General features: G+C 64.9%; 20 protein-coding genes. 12 read left to right on the forward strand and 8 right to left on the reverse strand.

Annotated features, from left to right (window positions below; translation table 11 throughout):
- Positions 1–345: 345 nt before the first annotated feature.
- Positions 346–1,356 (forward strand): tripartite tricarboxylate transporter substrate binding protein, encoded by a 1,011-nt coding sequence (locus tag IPU70_RS25295; RefSeq protein WP_207471608.1) that lies wholly within the window; start codon positions 346–348, stop codon positions 1,354–1,356.
- A gap of 20 nt (positions 1,357–1,376) precedes the next feature.
- A complete protein-coding gene (locus IPU70_RS25300; protein WP_207471610.1) occupies positions 1,377–3,113 on the forward strand; it encodes an IlvD/Edd family dehydratase in 1,737 nt (578 codons plus the stop codon).
- 2 nt (positions 3,114–3,115) lie between these two features.
- Here IPU70_RS25300 and IPU70_RS25305 read toward each other — a convergent pair whose 3' ends face one another.
- Positions 3,116–4,009: a LysR family transcriptional regulator gene (locus tag IPU70_RS25305; RefSeq protein ID WP_207471612.1), complete on the reverse strand. Its 894-nt coding sequence runs from the start codon at positions 4,007–4,009 to the stop codon at positions 3,116–3,118.
- Between the two features lie 133 nt (positions 4,010–4,142).
- Here IPU70_RS25305 and IPU70_RS25310 point away from each other — a divergent pair, with 133 nt between their 5' ends.
- Positions 4,143–5,132 (forward strand): 2-hydroxyacid dehydrogenase, encoded by a 990-nt coding sequence (locus IPU70_RS25310; protein ID WP_207471613.1) that lies wholly within the window; start codon positions 4,143–4,145, stop codon positions 5,130–5,132.
- Here the strand turns inward: IPU70_RS25310 and IPU70_RS25315 are convergent.
- Positions 5,116–5,544, reverse strand: coding sequence for a DoxX family protein (locus IPU70_RS25315; protein ID WP_207471616.1), 429 nt, complete (start codon positions 5,542–5,544; stop codon positions 5,116–5,118). The two genes, IPU70_RS25310 and IPU70_RS25315, sit on opposite strands and share 17 nt — an antisense overlap.
- A gap of 95 nt (positions 5,545–5,639) precedes the next feature.
- Between IPU70_RS25315 and IPU70_RS25320 the strand changes: the two genes are divergently transcribed.
- Positions 5,640–6,047 (forward strand): helix-turn-helix domain-containing protein, encoded by a 408-nt coding sequence (locus IPU70_RS25320; protein WP_207471618.1) that lies wholly within the window; start codon positions 5,640–5,642, stop codon positions 6,045–6,047.
- Between the two features lie 27 nt (positions 6,048–6,074).
- Here IPU70_RS25320 and IPU70_RS25325 read toward each other — a convergent pair whose 3' ends face one another.
- Positions 6,075–6,713 carry a hypothetical protein gene (locus IPU70_RS25325; protein ID WP_207471621.1) on the reverse strand — a complete coding sequence of 213 codons (639 nt, stop codon included), beginning with the start codon at positions 6,711–6,713 and terminating at the stop codon, positions 6,075–6,077.
- Positions 6,714–6,800: 87 nt separating this feature from the next.
- Complete coding sequence (locus IPU70_RS25330) at positions 6,801–7,172, reverse strand: hypothetical protein (RefSeq protein ID WP_013392939.1); 372 nt, start codon at positions 7,170–7,172, stop codon at positions 6,801–6,803.
- 208 nt (positions 7,173–7,380) lie between these two features.
- Here IPU70_RS25330 and IPU70_RS25335 point away from each other — a divergent pair, with 208 nt between their 5' ends.
- Positions 7,381–8,295 carry a PhzF family phenazine biosynthesis protein gene (locus IPU70_RS25335; protein WP_207471622.1) on the forward strand — a complete coding sequence of 305 codons (915 nt, stop codon included), beginning with the start codon at positions 7,381–7,383 and terminating at the stop codon, positions 8,293–8,295.
- Positions 8,296–8,390: 95 nt separating this feature from the next.
- On the opposite strand, the gene IPU70_RS25340 is transcribed toward IPU70_RS25335, so the two are convergent.
- Both IPU70_RS25340 and IPU70_RS25345 read right to left on the reverse strand, forming a co-directional pair.
- On the reverse strand, positions 8,391–9,344 hold the full coding sequence (locus tag IPU70_RS25340; RefSeq protein WP_207471628.1) for a succinylglutamate desuccinylase/aspartoacylase family protein: 954 nt from the start codon (positions 9,342–9,344) through the stop codon (positions 8,391–8,393).
- Between the two features lie 11 nt (positions 9,345–9,355).
- Positions 9,356–10,354 carry a tripartite tricarboxylate transporter substrate binding protein gene (locus IPU70_RS25345; RefSeq protein WP_207471629.1) on the reverse strand — a complete coding sequence of 333 codons (999 nt, stop codon included), beginning with the start codon at positions 10,352–10,354 and terminating at the stop codon, positions 9,356–9,358.
- 118 nt (positions 10,355–10,472) lie between these two features.
- Here IPU70_RS25345 and IPU70_RS25350 point away from each other — a divergent pair, with 118 nt between their 5' ends.
- The 3 genes from IPU70_RS25350 (at position 10,473) to IPU70_RS25360 (ending at position 12,480) form a co-directional block, all read left to right on the forward strand.
- The gene (locus tag IPU70_RS25350; RefSeq protein ID WP_207471630.1) at positions 10,473–11,336 is read left to right on the forward strand and encodes a MurR/RpiR family transcriptional regulator; all 864 of its coding nucleotides are present in this window, start codon (positions 10,473–10,475) and stop codon (positions 11,334–11,336) included.
- A gap of 184 nt (positions 11,337–11,520) precedes the next feature.
- Entirely contained in the window at positions 11,521–11,775 is a 255-nt protein-coding gene (locus tag IPU70_RS25355) for a hypothetical protein (protein ID WP_013392945.1), read from the forward strand.
- A gap of 111 nt (positions 11,776–11,886) precedes the next feature.
- The gene (locus IPU70_RS25360) at positions 11,887–12,480 is read left to right on the forward strand and encodes a YSC84-related protein (RefSeq protein ID WP_207471631.1); all 594 of its coding nucleotides are present in this window, start codon (positions 11,887–11,889) and stop codon (positions 12,478–12,480) included.
- 69 nt (positions 12,481–12,549) lie between these two features.
- Here the strand turns inward: IPU70_RS25360 and IPU70_RS25365 are convergent, their stop codons facing one another.
- Positions 12,550–12,783, reverse strand: coding sequence for a hypothetical protein (locus IPU70_RS25365; protein WP_207471633.1), 234 nt, complete (start codon positions 12,781–12,783; stop codon positions 12,550–12,552).
- A 108-nt stretch (positions 12,784–12,891) separates the two neighbouring features.
- On the reverse strand, positions 12,892–13,362 hold the full coding sequence (locus tag IPU70_RS25370; RefSeq protein ID WP_006226939.1) for an Lrp/AsnC family transcriptional regulator: 471 nt from the start codon (positions 13,360–13,362) through the stop codon (positions 12,892–12,894).
- 160 nt (positions 13,363–13,522) lie between these two features.
- On the opposite strand from IPU70_RS25370, the gene IPU70_RS25375 reads away from it, so the two are divergent.
- The 4 genes from IPU70_RS25375 (at position 13,523) to IPU70_RS25390 (ending at position 16,141) form a co-directional block, all read left to right on the forward strand.
- Positions 13,523–14,434, forward strand: coding sequence for a DMT family transporter (locus IPU70_RS25375; RefSeq protein WP_207471635.1), 912 nt, complete (start codon positions 13,523–13,525; stop codon positions 14,432–14,434).
- 106 nt (positions 14,435–14,540) lie between these two features.
- On the forward strand, positions 14,541–15,287 hold the full coding sequence (locus tag IPU70_RS25380; RefSeq protein ID WP_207471637.1) for a sulfite exporter TauE/SafE family protein: 747 nt from the start codon (positions 14,541–14,543) through the stop codon (positions 15,285–15,287).
- A 70-nt stretch (positions 15,288–15,357) separates the two neighbouring features.
- Positions 15,358–15,582 carry a hypothetical protein gene (locus IPU70_RS25385; protein ID WP_013392950.1) on the forward strand — a complete coding sequence of 75 codons (225 nt, stop codon included), beginning with the start codon at positions 15,358–15,360 and terminating at the stop codon, positions 15,580–15,582.
- Positions 15,583–15,928: 346 nt separating this feature from the next.
- Positions 15,929–16,141 carry a hypothetical protein gene (locus tag IPU70_RS25390; protein WP_008159938.1) on the forward strand — a complete coding sequence of 71 codons (213 nt, stop codon included), beginning with the start codon at positions 15,929–15,931 and terminating at the stop codon, positions 16,139–16,141.
- Positions 16,142–16,250: the final 109 nt, after the last annotated feature.

Below are 16,250 nucleotides of genomic sequence, written 5' to 3' on the forward strand. Positions count from 1 at the left end.
TGGGGCTGCGCTTCGGATGGCTCCGGGGTCCTCGGCTGGCAGTCGCCTAATGCGTTGGTTTCGGACCCCGTTCATGGGCAGATGCCGTGAGCCGGTGGCCGGGCGGAGGGATCCGAAGCGCAGCCCCACCGGGGCGAGCATCGGAATCCCTCAGTCCGGACGCCGGCGACTCAAGAACCCTACCTCACAAAACCGAAGTGCGGTCCGGATTTTCCTCATCCGGAAGTCCTGTGACTCTCACGGATTTTTTTGACAGAACATAAATTTTTTTCTCTTTTCGCAGGCGAGAGTTTGCGAACATGCGTCTAGAGCTTTCAAGCCATAAGAACGCATCGGGAGACAAAAATGTTCTGTAAGCACGCCGCGCGCAAGCGCATCAACATCGTTGCGGCCGCCTTCATCGCGGCCGCCGCGTTCGCCATTCCTGGCCCTGCTTCCGCACAGGCTGCCGACAGCTATCCCAGCAAGCCCATCCGCCTGATCATTCCGTATCCGCCGGGAGGCGCGACCGACGTGATCGGGCGCATCGTGGGCCAGCGCCTGAGCGAAGAGATCGGCGGCCAGGTCGTGATCGAGAACCGGGGCGGCGCAGGCGGCAATATCGGCGCAGCCGAAGTGGCGCGCGCCCAGCCCGATGGCTATACCTTGCTGATGGGAGCGCTGACCTCGCACTCGGTCATGGCGACCCTGGAGAAGGACACGATCCCGTACGATCTGCGCAAGGACTTCGCGCCTGTCGGCGTGGTCGGCTTCGTGCCGCTGGTGGCCGTGGTCAATCCCAAGCTGCCGATCAAATCGCTGGCCGAGCTGGTGAGCTACGCGAAGGCAAATCCCGGCAAACTCAACTTCGCCTCGTCGGGCGCCGGCGCGCCCCAACGCATGGCCATGGAACTGTTCAAGCAGATCGCGGGCGTCAAGATCGAGCACGTGGCTTACCGCGGCAGCGGCCCGGCCATGACGGACCTGGTCGGCGGCCAGGTCGAGACCATGACGGAGACGGTTCCCGCCGCGATCTCCTTCATCAAGTCCGGCCAGTTGCGTCCGCTGGCCGTGCTTACGCCCCAACGCGTCTCGATGCTGCCGGACATTCCCACCGCCGAGGAACAGGGTTTCAGCGGCTTTAACGTCAGTTCGCTCTTTGGCGTGATGGCGCCGGCGGGCACGCCGGCTCCCATCGTCGCCAAGCTCAACAAGGCGCTGACCACGGCGCTGGCCAAGGACGATGCCAAGGCCCAGCTGTTGCAGCAAGGCGTTTATGCCGACGCGCTCGATGTCGAAGCCTCCAAGGCGCGCCTGAACGCGGAAATCGAACAGTGGGCCAAGGTCATCCGCGACGGCGGCATCACCGTGAATTAACTGGAAGCAGCTAGAACAAGATGAGCAAGAAAAACACCGGATCATCGCAGGACCAGGCCGGCGGCCTGCGCAAGGGTCTCACCAGCTACGGCGACAGCGGATTCTCGCTGTTCCTGCGCAAGGCCTTCATCAAGGGCGCGGGCTATACGGACGGCGCGCTGGACCGGCCGGTGATCGGCATCGCCAACACGGGCAGCGCCTACAACCCCTGCCACGGCAATGCGCCGCAGCTGCTGGAGGCCGTCAAGCGCGGCATCATGTTCGCGGGCGGGCTGCCGATGGATTTCCCGACCATCTCCATCCACGAGAGCTTTTCCTTTCCCACCAGCATGTACCTGCGCAACCTCATGTCCATGGACACCGAGGAACTGATACGCGCGCAGCCCATGGACGCGGTGGTGCTCATCGGCGGATGCGACAAGACCGTGCCCGCCCAGCTCATGGGCGCCGCGTCGGCGGATATACCGGCGATCCAGTTGGTGACCGGATCGATGCTGACGGGCTCGCACCGGTCCGAGCGGGTGGGGGCATGCACGGATTGCCGGAGGTACTGGGGCAAGTACCGCGCCGATGAAATCGACGATCAGGAGATCGCCGACGTCAACAACCAGCTCGTTGCCAGCGTGGGTACCTGTTCGGTCATGGGCACGGCAAGCACCATGGCCTGTATCGCCGAAGCGCTGGGCATGACCGTACCCGGCGGCGCCACGCCGCCGGCGGTCACGGCGGACCGGATGCGCATCGCCGAGCTTACGGGCGCGCAAGCGGTCGAGATCGCCAGACAACGCCTGTCCGTCTCGAAGATACTGACCGAGGATTCCTTCGAGAACGCCATGCGCGTGCTGTTGGCCATCGGCGGGTCCACCAACGGCATCATCCATCTCACCGCCATCGCCGGCCGGCTGGGCCTGGACCTGGACTTGCAGGCGCTGGACCGCATGGGGCGCGAGACGCCCGTGCTGGTGGACCTGAAGCCGTCCGGCCAGCACTACATGGAAGACTTCCACAAGGCCGGCGGCATGGCCACGTTGCTGCGCGAACTCAAGCCCCTGTTGAAGCTGGACGCGTTGACCGTGACCGGCAGAACGTTGGGCGAGGAGATCGAGCGCTCGGGGCCGGGCTTTGCGCAAAGCGTGGTCAGGACGCGGCAGAACCCGATCTATCCGCAGGGCGGCATTGCCGTGCTGTCCGGCAATCTGGCTCCCGAAGGCGCCATCATCAAGCAGTCGTCCGCCAATGCCGGGTTGATGGAGCATGAAGGGCGCGCGGTGGTGTTCGAGAACGCCGAGGACCTGGCGAGCCGCATCGATGCCGCCGATCTGGACGTCACGCCGCAGGACATCCTGGTGCTGAAGAACATTGGCCCCAAGGGCGCGCCCGGCATGCCGGAGGCGGGCTATATCCCGATCCCCAAGAAGCTGGCGTCGCAGGGCGTGAAGGACATCATCCGGATCTCGGACGGCCGCATGAGCGGTACCGCTTTCGGCACTATCGTGCTGCACGTCACGCCGGAAGCGGCCATAGGCGGGCCGCTGGCCTACGTCAGGAACGGCGACCGCATACGCCTGAGCGTGAGCCAGCGGGAAATTTCGCTGCTGGTATCGGCGGAAGAGCTGGAACGCCGCCGCCGCGAGCAGCCGGTCACGCCGCCCACGGCCGAGCGCGGCTACAAGAAGCTGTTCCTCGATACGGTGACCCAGGCCGACAAGGGCGTCGATTTCGACTTCTTGCGCGGCGTGCCGGGCAAGTCCAAGTAGGGCTACGGCTTTGCCCGGCGTGCTTCCATGTTGCCGAAGATGGTCCGGGCATCCTGGGAAATCGACGCGGCCATCTTGGCATGATGGCCGCGGGTGTTCCAGATCAAGCCGTTCCTGCGCACTGGCGCGCGGTTGGGCAGCGGGATGCGCGCCACGTCGAGCGACTTCCACATGGAGGACCAGTCCGGAATCAGCGCCACGCCCAGGCCCTCGTGCACCAGGGCGACGATGGCGAGCAGGCCGTCGATTTCCAGGCGCTGCTTGGGCCAGATCTGGTGGTCGCGCAGATAGCGGTCAGCCAGTTGGCCGCCGTAGATGTTCCGGTCATAGCGTATGAAGGGTTGGGTCGACAGCAGCGTGTGGGCGTCCTGGTCCGCAAGATGGGACGGGGCCACCACGACCAGTGGCTCTTCCATGAACGGCTGCCACAGACAGCTCTTGGGCACGGCGAACTGCGGCTCCACCACGATGGCGGCGTCGAGTTCGCCGTTGACCACCTTGCCGCACAGGTCTATGGAACCGCCCGGTGTGACGAACACCGACGCATCCGGATGCCTGCGGTACAGGGACTTGAGGATGGGAGGCAGCACGTTCGTGAGCGCGGACACGAAACAGCCGATGCGGAACTCGCCCGGCTGGTTGCCGTCGATGGCCATGGCGCGCAGATCGCGGAGGTTGCGGATGGCCGCCTTGGTGCCTTCGAGGATGCGCATGCCGCTTTCGGTTGGCCTGACGGAACGTCCCGAGCGCTTTACCAGCGCCACGCCCAGATCCATTTCCAGCGCCTTGATGCGCGCGGCAATGGCGGCCGAGGTCAGATCGAGCTTGCGCGCGGCTTCGGCGAATGAACCTGCCTCGACGACCGCGACGAAGCTCTGCATGCACTTGATGTCCATGATGCGATGGGCTATTGCCCTGAAAGGAGAAACTTCAGGTTGAAGATCGCACGAACTGCTACGAACCCGGCCGCGATGGTTGCAGGCTTATCGCGCCAATTCCCCGTATGTTATAGCGTCGAGGTTGAAATCCATGATGGAGCATGAACTGGCCGCAGCACGCCAGGCAGCAGAAAGTAGCCCTGAGGATCGGGGCGGCAAGTTTCCTCCCTTGCTCAAGATAGGGGTTTTTCCCGAGTCGGTGGAAGCGCAGTTCCGTTCGGTGTTTACCTTGATCGAGGAAGAGGCGCTGCAAAACGATCCGGCGCTGGTGGCCGCGATTGGCGGCATCGTTACGCGCTCGAACTACCGGATTCCCGCCGGGCTCATGGATCGTCTGCCGGGCTTGCGCATTGTCGCCACCAATGGCGTGGGCTACGACGGCATCGCGCTGGACCACGCGCGCTCGAAGAACATCGTCGTGACCAACACCCCGGACGTGTTGAACAAGGCCGTGGCGGAGTTGGCGGTGGGGCTGTTGCTCGCCTTGCTGCGCCGTCTGCCCGCAGCCGACGGTTTTGTGCGCACCGGGGCGTGGCAGGCCTCGCCTTTTCCGCTGGGGACGAGCCTGGCGGGCAAGCGGGTCGGCATCGTCGGCCTGGGGCGCATAGGCAAAGAGATCGTGCAACGGCTCGCGCCGTTTGAAGTGGACCTCAGCTATTTCGGCCGCACGCGCCAGGACGTGCCATGGCGGCACTTCGATTCACTGCCGGCCATGGCCCGCGACGTGGACGTGCTGATCCTGTCATGCCCTGGAGGCGAGGCCACGCGCCACCTCGTTGACGCGACCGTGCTGCGGGCGCTGGGGCCCGAAGGCCTGGTCGTCAACGTCGCCCGCGGCTCGGTCATCAAGGAGGCCGACCTGTGCCATGCGCTGGCCAACGGCATCATTCAGGGCGCCGCGCTCGACGTGTTCGAAAGCGAGCCGCTGGGCGAGAGTCCGCTGCGGCACATGCCCAATGTGATCCTGGCGCCCCATATCGGCAGCGCCACGCATGAGACGCGCCGCCAGATGGCGGAACTGGCAATACGGAATCTGGTGTCGTTTTTCACGACGGGGAGGGCGGTTACGCCGGTGGCATGACCGGCGACGGGCCGGTGCTTGTGGCTTGGCCGCCAGGACGATGCAGCCAGGCGATCGCAGCCGTGATGAGCAGCAGGATCAACGCTGGAACCGGGCTGCCCTCGATCAAAAATGAATGGGCCAGCACGGCGCCGACCATGGTGGCGCTTAACAGCAGTCCGCCGGGGAAGGCTGTCGCGGGGATGAGGACCGCAATCCCGCCGATCACTTCGACGATGCCGGTAGCGATGCGGAACCACTGTCCAAGGCCGATGTGGTCGAATGCCTGAACCATTTCCGGCGCACCCGACAGTTTGGCGGCGGCCGCCGCAAGGAACACGACGGCGGCCAGGATGCGCAGCCCCCGGGAAACGTACTTGAGGGTTTTGGACTGGGCTTGCGGCTGGTCGGCGCTGCTGCGGGATGGCTTCATTGCGGGTAGCCTCGGTATAAGATTGTGACTGAGGCTAGCAATGTAACTATGGTCCAGGTCGTGCACAATACGGCACATCAGGAGAACCCGGTATTATGAATGTGACTGAAAAGCTCCACGCTTTGCACGAGCATGACTGCCAAAAAATCAGTCAGGTGCTGGCGCGCATCGGTGAAAAATGGAGCGTGCTCATCATCATGATTCTGTCTGATGGTCCGCGTCGTTTCACCGAAATCAAGCGCACCATCAATGGCATCTCACAGCGGATGCTGACGCTTTGCCTGCGTGGACTGGAGCGTGACGGCCTCGTCAAGCGCACGGTCTATTCAGTGATGCCGCCGCATGTGGAATATGCGCTGACGCCGCTTGGACGCTCGCTCACCGAACCCGTGACCGCGTTGGGATGCTGGGCCAGTAAACATATTGCCGACATCGACGTGGCCAGGGCGGCCTTCGATGCTCAGGCAGACGCGGCGAGCGAGGCGCCGCCCCGCCGTCGGTAGCGGACGCCGCGCCGGCATGGCTGCCCGCTAGACCCACACCGTCGCGATCAGCAGCGCACAGCCTGCCGTGGCCGTGGCGGCCATGATGGCCGCCAGGCGCAAGGCGATCTTGCGTTCCTGGCGGCCGACGTTGGGGTTGCCGTCATTGGCCGAGCGCAATTGTTCCCAGGTGGATGCGGCACCAGCTTCGCGGCTCTGTATCGCCGACGCGGCATTTGCCGTGGAGCGGGAAATGCCGGTGAGCCGTAGCGCCGGATAGGCCAGCAGCAGCCCCGCCAGGAACAAGGCGCAGGCGCTCAACGCGCCTGCCGTGAAGGCTGAGCTGTCGCGTGCCGCAAACAGGATGATGGCTGTCGCCAGGCCGATGACATTCAAGCCAGCCAATGCTTTCAGCGCCTGGATTCCCCAGGGGCCGGTGGCTTCCTCGGTGAAGTCGCCGACCGACCGCCAGTAAGCGGCGTCATTGGATGCTGCTTGGAAAAAGAAGGCGAGATCCCTGAGGAGCACATCGCCTTGCCGGTTGTCAGGGCTGGTGTCCCGATGCCACTGGGTGGCGAATTTCCTGCTTCGCTCGGCGTCCGCGTGATGCGCGCGGGCCCAGTTTTCCGCCAGACCTACCGCTGCTTCGACGGTAAGCGCCCCTGCGGGGCTTGCACTGTCTTTCATTTTTGTCGTCCCCATATATGGGACATTGTACTAGGCCTGAGTGTCCGGTACTTTGAGGCAGGACAGGCTGGCGCGGCGCGGCGCAGATCAAGGCAAGGCGGTGCCGGGGCGGGGCGCGGTCCGGGAAAAACATACTTCGAGCAAGCTGTTGCTGCGCAGCTTGAGGGTGACGTCCGTACGCCGCCTGCCCAGCGTGGTGGCGGCAAAGAGGCCAAGAGCCAGGCCGCCGAACCAGGCGGGAAGCAAACTCGCCAGATCCCACCCCGTGATGCCGCTGTTGTAGGGTTGCTTGAGTACCTGGACGCTCAGCCCGTGATCGTGGCAGAGCGTCTGCATTGCCGCCACGGTTTCTTCGATGTCGGGGATGTTCTCAAGAAAGAACGGTTCTTGGGCCTGCGTCAACCGGTCAAGTTCGCCAGCAGGCAGGCGGTCCTGGAAGTAGGTGCGTACCGTGGACATAGGGTGGGTTCCTGGTGTGCGCAAATCGTCGTGCGCCGGCTGCGGCGGGGATGAACCGAAAAAAATGCCGGGCTGGGCCAGCTAGTCTATGCCAAATCCGCCCGCTGTTACGGTCGAGATTCTCCGCCTCTGTGTCTGGCGGCCAGTCCATCGGCCCCGCACACTAGTCTGGTCGCCGCGCCGTCCGCGCGGCTTGAAAGGACGTTCCATGCGCTACCGCTATGTCACCGCCGATGTGTTCACCAGCCATGCATATGGCGGCAATCCCTTGGCGGTCGTGTTCGACGCGCAGGGCTTGAGCGCGGCGCAGATGCAGCGCATCGCGCGCGAGTTCAACTATTCCGAAACCAGCTTCGTGCTGCCGCCGCGAGACCGCGCGCATACGGCCTGGGTCCGCATCTTCACGCCTGATCGCGAAGTGCCGTTCGCGGGGCATCCGAATGTAGGCACGGCCGTGGTGCTGGCGCGCGAAATGGCCGCGTCGGGCCTGACCGTGCCGGATGCCTTCGTGTTCGAAGAGGAGGCCGGACTGGTGCGCATTGCGCTGCGGGCGGGCGCAAGCGGCGTGGCCGGCGCCGAGCTGCTTGCGCCGCAACCGCTGTCGCGCGCCAGCGAGGCGCCAGCCGCCGCGGTCGCGCGGGCCTTGAGCCTGGAGCCCGCGGACATCGAGACCTCGGCGCATGCGCCGCAGGTGGCGTCGGTCGGCCTGATCTTCCTGGTGGTGCAGGTGGCCAGCCGCGACGCCTTGCGCCGGGCCATGCCCGACCCGGCAGGCTACGCGGCCCTGCTGCCGCTGGACGGCGCAAAGTCCATCTATGCCTACACCACCGACACGGGTGTGGACCCGGCGGCCGCACGCGCCGACATCCAGGCCCGCATGTTTACCGGACGCATGACCGAAGACCCTGCGACCGGCAGCGCGACGGCGGCCATGACGGCGTTGCGCGCGGCCTTGCGCGGCGATGGCGTATTGCGCCTGCGGGTGGAGCAGGGCGTGGACATGGGGCGCGCCAGCGTGCTGCTGGCCCATGCCGAACCGCGCGCTGACGGCGTGTGGGCGGGCGTGGCGGGCGAGGCCGTGGTGGTCATGGAAGGCACCCTGGCGGCGCCTGATGCGTCTTGAAGTTGGCTGAGCTTCGGCGCCTCGTGTATGTATGCCTGCATGAGCACCTCATTCCGGACCTTTGACGGAGTTCGGAACGGGCGCTTGCGTCGCGATCAGATCGCCACGGTCAGGTACACCGCTTCGCGGCCCACGATGGGCATGCGCGTGGGCATGAAGATGGTGCAGTCGTCGCAGGGCGAACGGATTTCCTCGGTGCCGTTCATGGCGATCAGCTCGCCCTTGGCAAAGGTTTCGAAGCCGATCACCGGACGCGTGAAGCTGAAGTCTTCGGACTTCACCATATGCACTTCGAGCAGGCGGTAGCGCTGTGGCGCGGGCGGGGGCGGCGTGCCGGCGGGCATGTCGATCAGGCCCGTGTGCGCCAGGAAGCGCAGCGTGACGTCCGTGGCCAGCTCGGCGGCGGATTGCGCGAAATGCTGGCCGCATTCGACCACCAGCGAGCCGCTGCTGTCGGAGTGCGGATCGCCATGGCGGCCGTAGCCCATGACCCCTGTGCCGGGGAAGAGGTCGGGCGGCATCACCAGGTGCACCTGTGGCGCGCCGACGGCGCTGGCCAGCGCCGTGTTGCGGTCCATTTCCGTGTAGACCCAGAAGGGCTGCACGGGCGCGCGGGTGGAGTGGATGTCCAGCACGAAGTCCGCGGCGTCGAGCACCGGGCGCAGTTCGCGGGCGCGGCGCAGTTCGGGGCTGTCTTCCGGGCCGTCCAGCATGGCGGCCGACCAGATGCGGTTCAGGTTATGGACGAGCTGGCGATTCTCGTAGGGGTTCTCGATATCGAAGGCTTCATAGGCTTCGACGTGGGCGAAGCTGACGGTGAGCGTGCCGATCTTGGGGCGCACGCCGCTGTCCAGCAGATGGGTCGCAGCGACCATGCCGCAGATTTCGTTGCCATGCGTGATGGCGTTGATCAGCACGTGCGGGCCGGGACGGCCCGACTCGAAGCGGTGCACATAGGGAATGCCGACATTGCCCTCGCGGTAGGCCGCAAGGTCGCGCGGCAGGACTTCCAGGGGAGCGGTGTCGGGTTCGAAGGCGGGATTTTTCATGAGGGTCTGGCCTATTCAGGACGGATGCCGGCGCGGTCGATCAGGTCTTTGTACAACGCCAGGCGCTCGGACATCATGGCGGTGAACTGCTGCGGCGTCTGGTTTTCGGGCGGCAGCGCGCCGGCCTTTTCCAGGGATTGCGGCATGCCGTCCTCGGTGGCGGCGGTGCGCACGGCCGCCAGCAGCTTCTGCACGATGTCGGGCGGCGTGCCGGCGGGCGCAGCCAGGCCGATCCACGACATGGAGTTGAGCACGGGGTAGCCGAGTTCCTCGAAGGTCGGCACGTCGGGCAGGGAGTCCAGGCGCTTGGGTGCGGCCACCGCCAGCGCGCGCATCTTGCCGACCTGGATGTGCGGCAGGAAGGGCGCGAGGTTGTCCAGCGCGAACTGCGCCTGGTCGGAGAGCAGGGCGTTGATCAGCGGTGCGCCGCCACGGTAGGGCACGTGCACGGCCTGCAGCTGCAAGGTGTTCTTCAGCAGTTCGGCGTTGAGCTGGCCCATGCTGCCGATGCCCGCGGTGGCGTAGTGCAGCTGATCGGGGCGCGCCTTCAGCAGCGCGACGAATTCGGCCAGGTTGCGCGCTGGCACGGCGGCATTGGTCACCAGCACATTGGGTGTGCGCGACAGCTGCGAGATGGAAACGAAGTCCTTGATCGGGTCATAGCCGAGATCATTGCGCATCAACGGGTTGGCCAGATGCGAGCTTTGCGAGGACGCGACCAGCGTGTAGCCGTCAGGCGCGGCGCGCGCCACGCGCTTGCTGCCGATGGCGCCGCCGGCGCCGTCGCGGTTTTCGATGATGACGCTGGTACCCAGCGCCTTGCCCAACGCGTCCGCGTACAGCCGGCCGATCAGGTCGACGGAGCCGCCCGCAGGAAAGGGGACGACCAGCGTGATGGGGCGCGAGGGATAGGCGTTGGCGCGTGCGGCCAACGGCAGCAGGGTGGCGCCCAGGCCGGCCAGGACCAGGCTGCGGCGGGCCAAGGACGGCCCCTGGGGGTGATGCTTCATGGAATTCTCGGGTGATGACTGCGGGTTTGGTCTAATTTGCAATGAAGATTGCAAGCTGCAATATAAGATGCAATGTGTGTTGTGAAATTTGGGGTTATCACCTAGGACCCGGGCAAGCATGAATCTGCATCAACGTATCGCCGGCTACGGCCGCAAGCTCAGCAAGAGCGAACAAGTGCTGGTTGAGGAAATGCAGGCGCGCTATCCGCAAAGCCTGCTGGAATCGGCGACGGCGCTGGCCAGGCAGGTCGGCACCAGCGCCTCCACCGTGGTGCGCTTGCTGGCCAAGTTGGGCTACGAAAGCTATGCGCAGGCGCAGATGGAGGCGCGCGCGGAAGTGACGGCGCGCCTGGCCTCGCCCGGCGAACGCGCGGGCGTGGTGGGCGCAGACAAACCTACACCGCGCGCCTGTCTGCACAACGCCTTGCTGCATGACCAGCACAACCTGAAGGAGACCTACGCGTCGATCGACGTGGCGGCCTTCGAGGCGGCGGTGCGGCTGCTGACCCAACGCAAAGGGCGGGTGCATGTGCTGGGACTGCGCCAGGCCGCGCCGCTGGCCAGCCATGTGGCGCTCTACTTGAACCTGTGCCTGCCGTCGGTGAAGCCCATGGTCGCCGCCGGCCCTCTGTTCCTGGAGGACCAACTGCTCTGGATCGACGAGGCCGATGTGCTGCTGGCGTTTACGTTCAGACGCTATTCAGTCGCCGCAGCCAAAGCGGTGCAGTACTTCCGGCAACGCGGCGGCAAGGTGATCCTGGTCACCGACTCCGCGTCGGCGCCCGCCGCCGCCTCCGCTCACCACGTGCTGGTCGCGCGCAGTTCCAGCGCCTCGCCTTTCGATTCTTATACGGCGGCATTCTCGGTTTGCAATGCCTTGCTCGCGGCGGTGGCGCAGCGCAGCAAACAGGCATTGGGCGCGGCGCTCGAGCGCGGCGAAGGCTTGTGGGACGCGCAATGGATACGTCCGCCGCGCGGCTGAAAACAGCAGTCCGAGGCCCGCGGCAAAGGTCCCGGAATGGAGCGGCCGGTAGCCATTTTCGCGGACTTCAAGATGCGTTCGCACTAGCCATACTAGTACGTCATAACTCCTTGAAAACATTGCTTTTCAAGGTCCAATATTTTTGGCATATTGCGGCCGGGAAAACCTCTTTCAGGAGCGAGGAATGGGCGCGTGGCCACAGCGTCATATCGATGGGTTCGAAGTGGAATGCCAGGTCATCCGGCTGGACACAGGCGTGCTGGCGATCGAGGTTGCCGTGTGCCGGAAGGCGGAGGGCGAACTGGAGCGGCGCTGGTCGTTGCCGCGCTTCGTCACCTTCGAGGATCCGGGGATTGCGAGACGCCATGCCGAACTGGTGCTGTCCGGCATCGTGTCGGTGGACGAATCCACCGGCGAACCGCGCTACGGGATCCTGTAGCAGGGATTGGGCGTGCAGGCAGGTTTTGTTTCTTTTCACACAATCGTGTGCTTTGCGCTGGCCGATTTGCCCGGTACAGTGGTAGAGGGTGACAACAAAAAGGAGAGTTCCATGTTTGATACTTTTCCTGTCTTGCGTCGCGCCGGCCTGGCTGCCGCGGCGATCGGTGTAGCCGGCCTGATGTTCACGGGCTGCACCACTACCAGTCCCAAATCCTCCGCTACCGCCACTGAACAGCGCCAGTCCCTGAACAGCGCGGCCGAGGCCACGCTGGGCAAGCTTTATCAAGCTTCGCCCCAGTCCAGGGAGCTGGTCGCGCGTGCCCGCGGCGTGCTGATTTTTCCCGACGTGCTGAGCGGTAGCTTCATCATCGGCGCCGAGCATGGCAAGGGAGTGTTGCGCGTGGGTGGTTCCACTGCCGGCTACTACAGCACCACGGCGGGTTCGGTCGGCTTCCAGGCCGGCGCGCAGTCCAAGGCGATGGTGCTGCTGTTCATGACGGACGAGGCGCTGAACAAGTTCCGCAACAGCAGCGGCTGGACCGTGGGCGCCGATGCCACGGTCGCGGTCGTCAATGTGGGTGCGAACGGCCGCATCGACACGAATACGGCGCAGCAGCCCATCGTCGGTTTCGTGATGAACAACGGCGGCCTGATGGCGGGCGTATCCTTGGCCGGCACCAAGATCTCCAAGCTGGATCTTTGAGCCTGCCGGCAAAGCAAAACGCCGCGGATGTTCTCCGCGGCGTTTTTGTTTTTACGCGTCGTCAGCGTTTCAGCCCATCAGGGAGTCGCCGTTGTTGCGCACCGCGCTCTCGCGCTGCATCTCGGCAGCTTCGATGGCCGGGTCCAGGCCGCGCCAGCGCTTGATGGGGCCGCGGTCCTGCTCGGGTTCCCAGCCGAGCATGCCGTAGCGTGTGATTTCGGTTTCACCGGTTTCGAATTCCACTTCGAAGTAGCCCTGACGATCGGGTAGCGTGCCGCCGGGGAACCATTCGGTTTCAGGCATGGTGTTCTCCTTGCTAGGCGATGGGAGGGGCGCCGGCGCGGGCGCGCAGCCCGCGTGGCGCCTTCATTGTGGAGGGGCGCGGGGGATCCTGCAAGTTGCCGCGGTGCTTCACGCGAGCGGGACCGCGGTGGTGTAGAGCACCTGCTTCAACGCAAAGCTGGAGCGGATGCTGGCCACGCCGGGGATGCGGGTGATGTGTTCGACGATCAGCCGCTCCAGCGCATCCACGTCCGGCACCAGCGCGCGGATCAGGTAGTCGGCGTCGCCTGACATCAGGTAGCACTCCATGATTTCCGGCAGGACGGCGATCTCGCGTTCGAACACGTCCAGCGCCGCCTTGCGCTGCTTGTCCAGCGATATCTGGATGAACACGTTGACCTTCAGGCCCAGCTTGCGGGCGTTCAACAGCGTGACGCGGCGGTCGATCAGGCCTTCGGTTTCGAGCCGGCGCACCCGCGCCAGACAGGGCGAGGCGGACAGGTTCACGCGCGCGGCGAGCTCGACATTGGTCAGCCGCGCATCGCGCTGGAGTTCGTTGAGGATACGGATGTCAGTGGCATCCAGGTTGATTTCCGGCATAAGTCACCCAGTTATGGTCATTCGGCAATCCATCCGTGCTGAGTATGACGGGTAATGCGATCGAATGCGGTCGAATATGCTCGGGTTTACCCTATAGACTATTCCTTCGTTTGGCAATCAGGCCAAAACACGGAATATCCAAGCGGTAGATCGGGCAGTAATGAGTCAGCAGAGCACATTGGGCAGGTTTTTGCCGCTGGTCGGCGCGGTAGCCATCTGGGGCGGCAACTGGCCCGTCATGAAGCTGGGGCTGACGCACATGAGCCCGCTCTGGCTGGCCGCCAGCCGCTTCGGCTCGGCCGCGCTGATCAGCGCGCTGGTGCTGGGCATGCTGGGCCGCCTGCGCCTGCCCACGCGGCAGGAATGGCCGCTGGTGGCGGGCGTGGCGCTGCTGCAGATGGGCGCGTTCACCGCGCTGGCGCTGTGGGCCCTGCAATACGTGGCGCCGGGGCGCGCGTCGGTGATCGCCTATGCCACTTCCATCTGGGTCATTCCGCTGTCCTCGCTGATCCTGAAGGAACGCCTGTCGATGGCGCAATGGCTGGCGACGGCTTTGAGCTATGCCGGCATCGTCGTCATCGTCGCGCCCGCGTTCAGCCCCTGGCAGGCGCACACGGTGATCGGGCTGGCGATGCTGCTGGGCGCCTCCTTCGCCTGGGCCTGCAACATCATCCAGCTGCGCGGCAACCGGCATATCCGCCTGGGCGCGGACATGATTCCCTGGCAGACCGCCATCGCGGCGCTGCCGCTGGCCGCACTGGCATGGCTGCGGGATGGCGCACCCGTCTTTCTGGCCGAGCCGCAAGCATGGCCCGTGATCCTGTACACCGGCCCGCTGGCCACCGCGCTGACCTTCATCGTGGTGCTGGGCATGACGCAGAAGATGCCGCCGGTGGCGACGTCGATCGCCATGCTCTGCGTGCCGGTGATCGGGCTGATCGTGTCGTCTCTGGTGTTCCAGGAGCGCATCTCGGCCGACCTTGCGCTGGGCCTGGCCCTGATCGGCGCCAGCGTGGCGGCCTCGGCCGCGGCGACGCGCCTGAAGCGGCCGCTGGCGCTGCGCCCCTCGTAGCCGTAGTCCATGCAAGCGCGCCCAGCCACGGGACGGAGCATCCGCGCGTTCTAGAATGTCGTGCGCCGGGACCGGTTCCGGCTACTCTTGCGGGCGTGCGGCGGATATGGATTCCTTATATGTGCTGGTCGCGGCGGGCGCCATGGCCGCCGGTTTCGTGCAGGGCCTGTCGGGCTTCGGCTTTGGCATGGTGGCCATGTCGTTCTGGGCCTGGACGATAGATCCGAAGCTCGCCGCCGCCATGGTGGTGTTCGGCTCGCTGACCGGACAACTGCTGGCCGCGTTCAGTGTGCGCCGCGGTTTTGCAACGGCGCGGCTGCTGCCTTTCGTGGCGGGCGGACTGCTGGGCATTCCGCTGGGCGTCAAGCTGTTGCCGTACCTGGATCCGCTGATGTTCAAGGCGCTGGTCGGCGGACTGCTGGCGGTCTGGTGTCCTGTCATGTTGTTCGCGACGCGCTTGCCGCCCGTCACCGCAGGCGGACGATTCGCCGACGGCGTGGTGGGCGCGATGGGCGGCGTCATGGGCGGCATTGGCGGATTCACCGGCGTCATTCCCACCCTGTGGTGCACCTTGCGCCGCTTCGACCGCGACGTGCAGCGCGCGGTGATCCAGAACTTCAATCTGTCGATGCTGGTCGTGACGATGGCGAGCTACATCTACACCGGCGTGGTCACGCGCGACATGCTGCCGCTGTTCGCGGTGATCTTGCCGGCGATGCTGGTGCCGACCTTGTGGGGCACGCGCGTGTATGTGGGCATCAGCGACCTGGCGTTCCGCCGCATCGTGCTGGGCCTGCTCACCGTCTCGGGCGTGGCGCTGCTGGCGTCATCGCTGCCCGGGCTGCTGGCCTAACGTTCTTTACCGGTCGCCAGGACGGGCCTGGCAACATGCTATCGTTGGGTATTCAAGAGAGAATCACCGCATGGCATTGCACCGTTTCGAGAAAGGCGAGTTGGGACATTGGCTGCGCGTCGTGGCCGACAATGGCGAGCCCGGCGCTGCCCAGACTGAAGTGCCCGCGCACGTGGCGCAGGCGCTGGAGACGTTGCGTTGCATTGAAGCCGGCGCCGACGGCCGCTGGCTCATCACCGACAAGGGCAAGCTCTCCCTGCGCATGGAAGAGCCCGGCGCGATCCATTTGCGATAGCGCGGCGCAGCGCGCCGGCTGCAGAATCCGATAATGTCGACAGGCGCCGCGGCGCAGGCCCGCGTGCCGCGTTTCGCTGCGTCTTGATCGTTTGACTTACGAAAATCCCACACAATTTGCGAATGTTTTCGCAGTATGTCGCAGCTTCGCGAGTATTCCGGGGCGCTACGGGAATTTCCTGAGACGGAATGCGCGATTTGGCTGCTTTTCGACGTATCGCGGGCGTCGAGTCGCCAGTAAGATGAACTTGCGTGACGTTTGCAGGTCTATTCATTTGCGCGGGAATCCTGCTCCCGCAACGTCACGCGTGGTTCACGCGTTTAGGTAACCGACTGGGAGGTAGCACATGCAGCATCGTGACCAGGAAGTTCTGATCGACGTTTCCACAGCGGCCATGGATACCGGCGGATATGGCGTACTGCTGACGGTTACGGCCGAGGGCGGCACCGAAGTGGATGCCGCGTTTTCCCACTTGGGCAACTGCGCTTCGTTGGACGAAGCACGCGATCGCGCGGAAGTATTCGCGCAGAACTGGGTAGAGGAAAACATCTTCCGATAGGGCGCTACGCCCTGGACGGAGCTGATTGACGGGACCGGTCTGTGTGAGCATGACGCTTCGGAGAATACTCAACGGTTTGCGGCGAAAATTTCGGTTATCGTTGCTGCTC

It is taken from the genome of Achromobacter sp. SD115 (assembly GCF_017355315.1).
In the GTDB taxonomy this organism is placed as follows: domain Bacteria; phylum Pseudomonadota; class Gammaproteobacteria; order Burkholderiales; family Burkholderiaceae_B; genus Achromobacter; species Achromobacter xylosoxidans_B.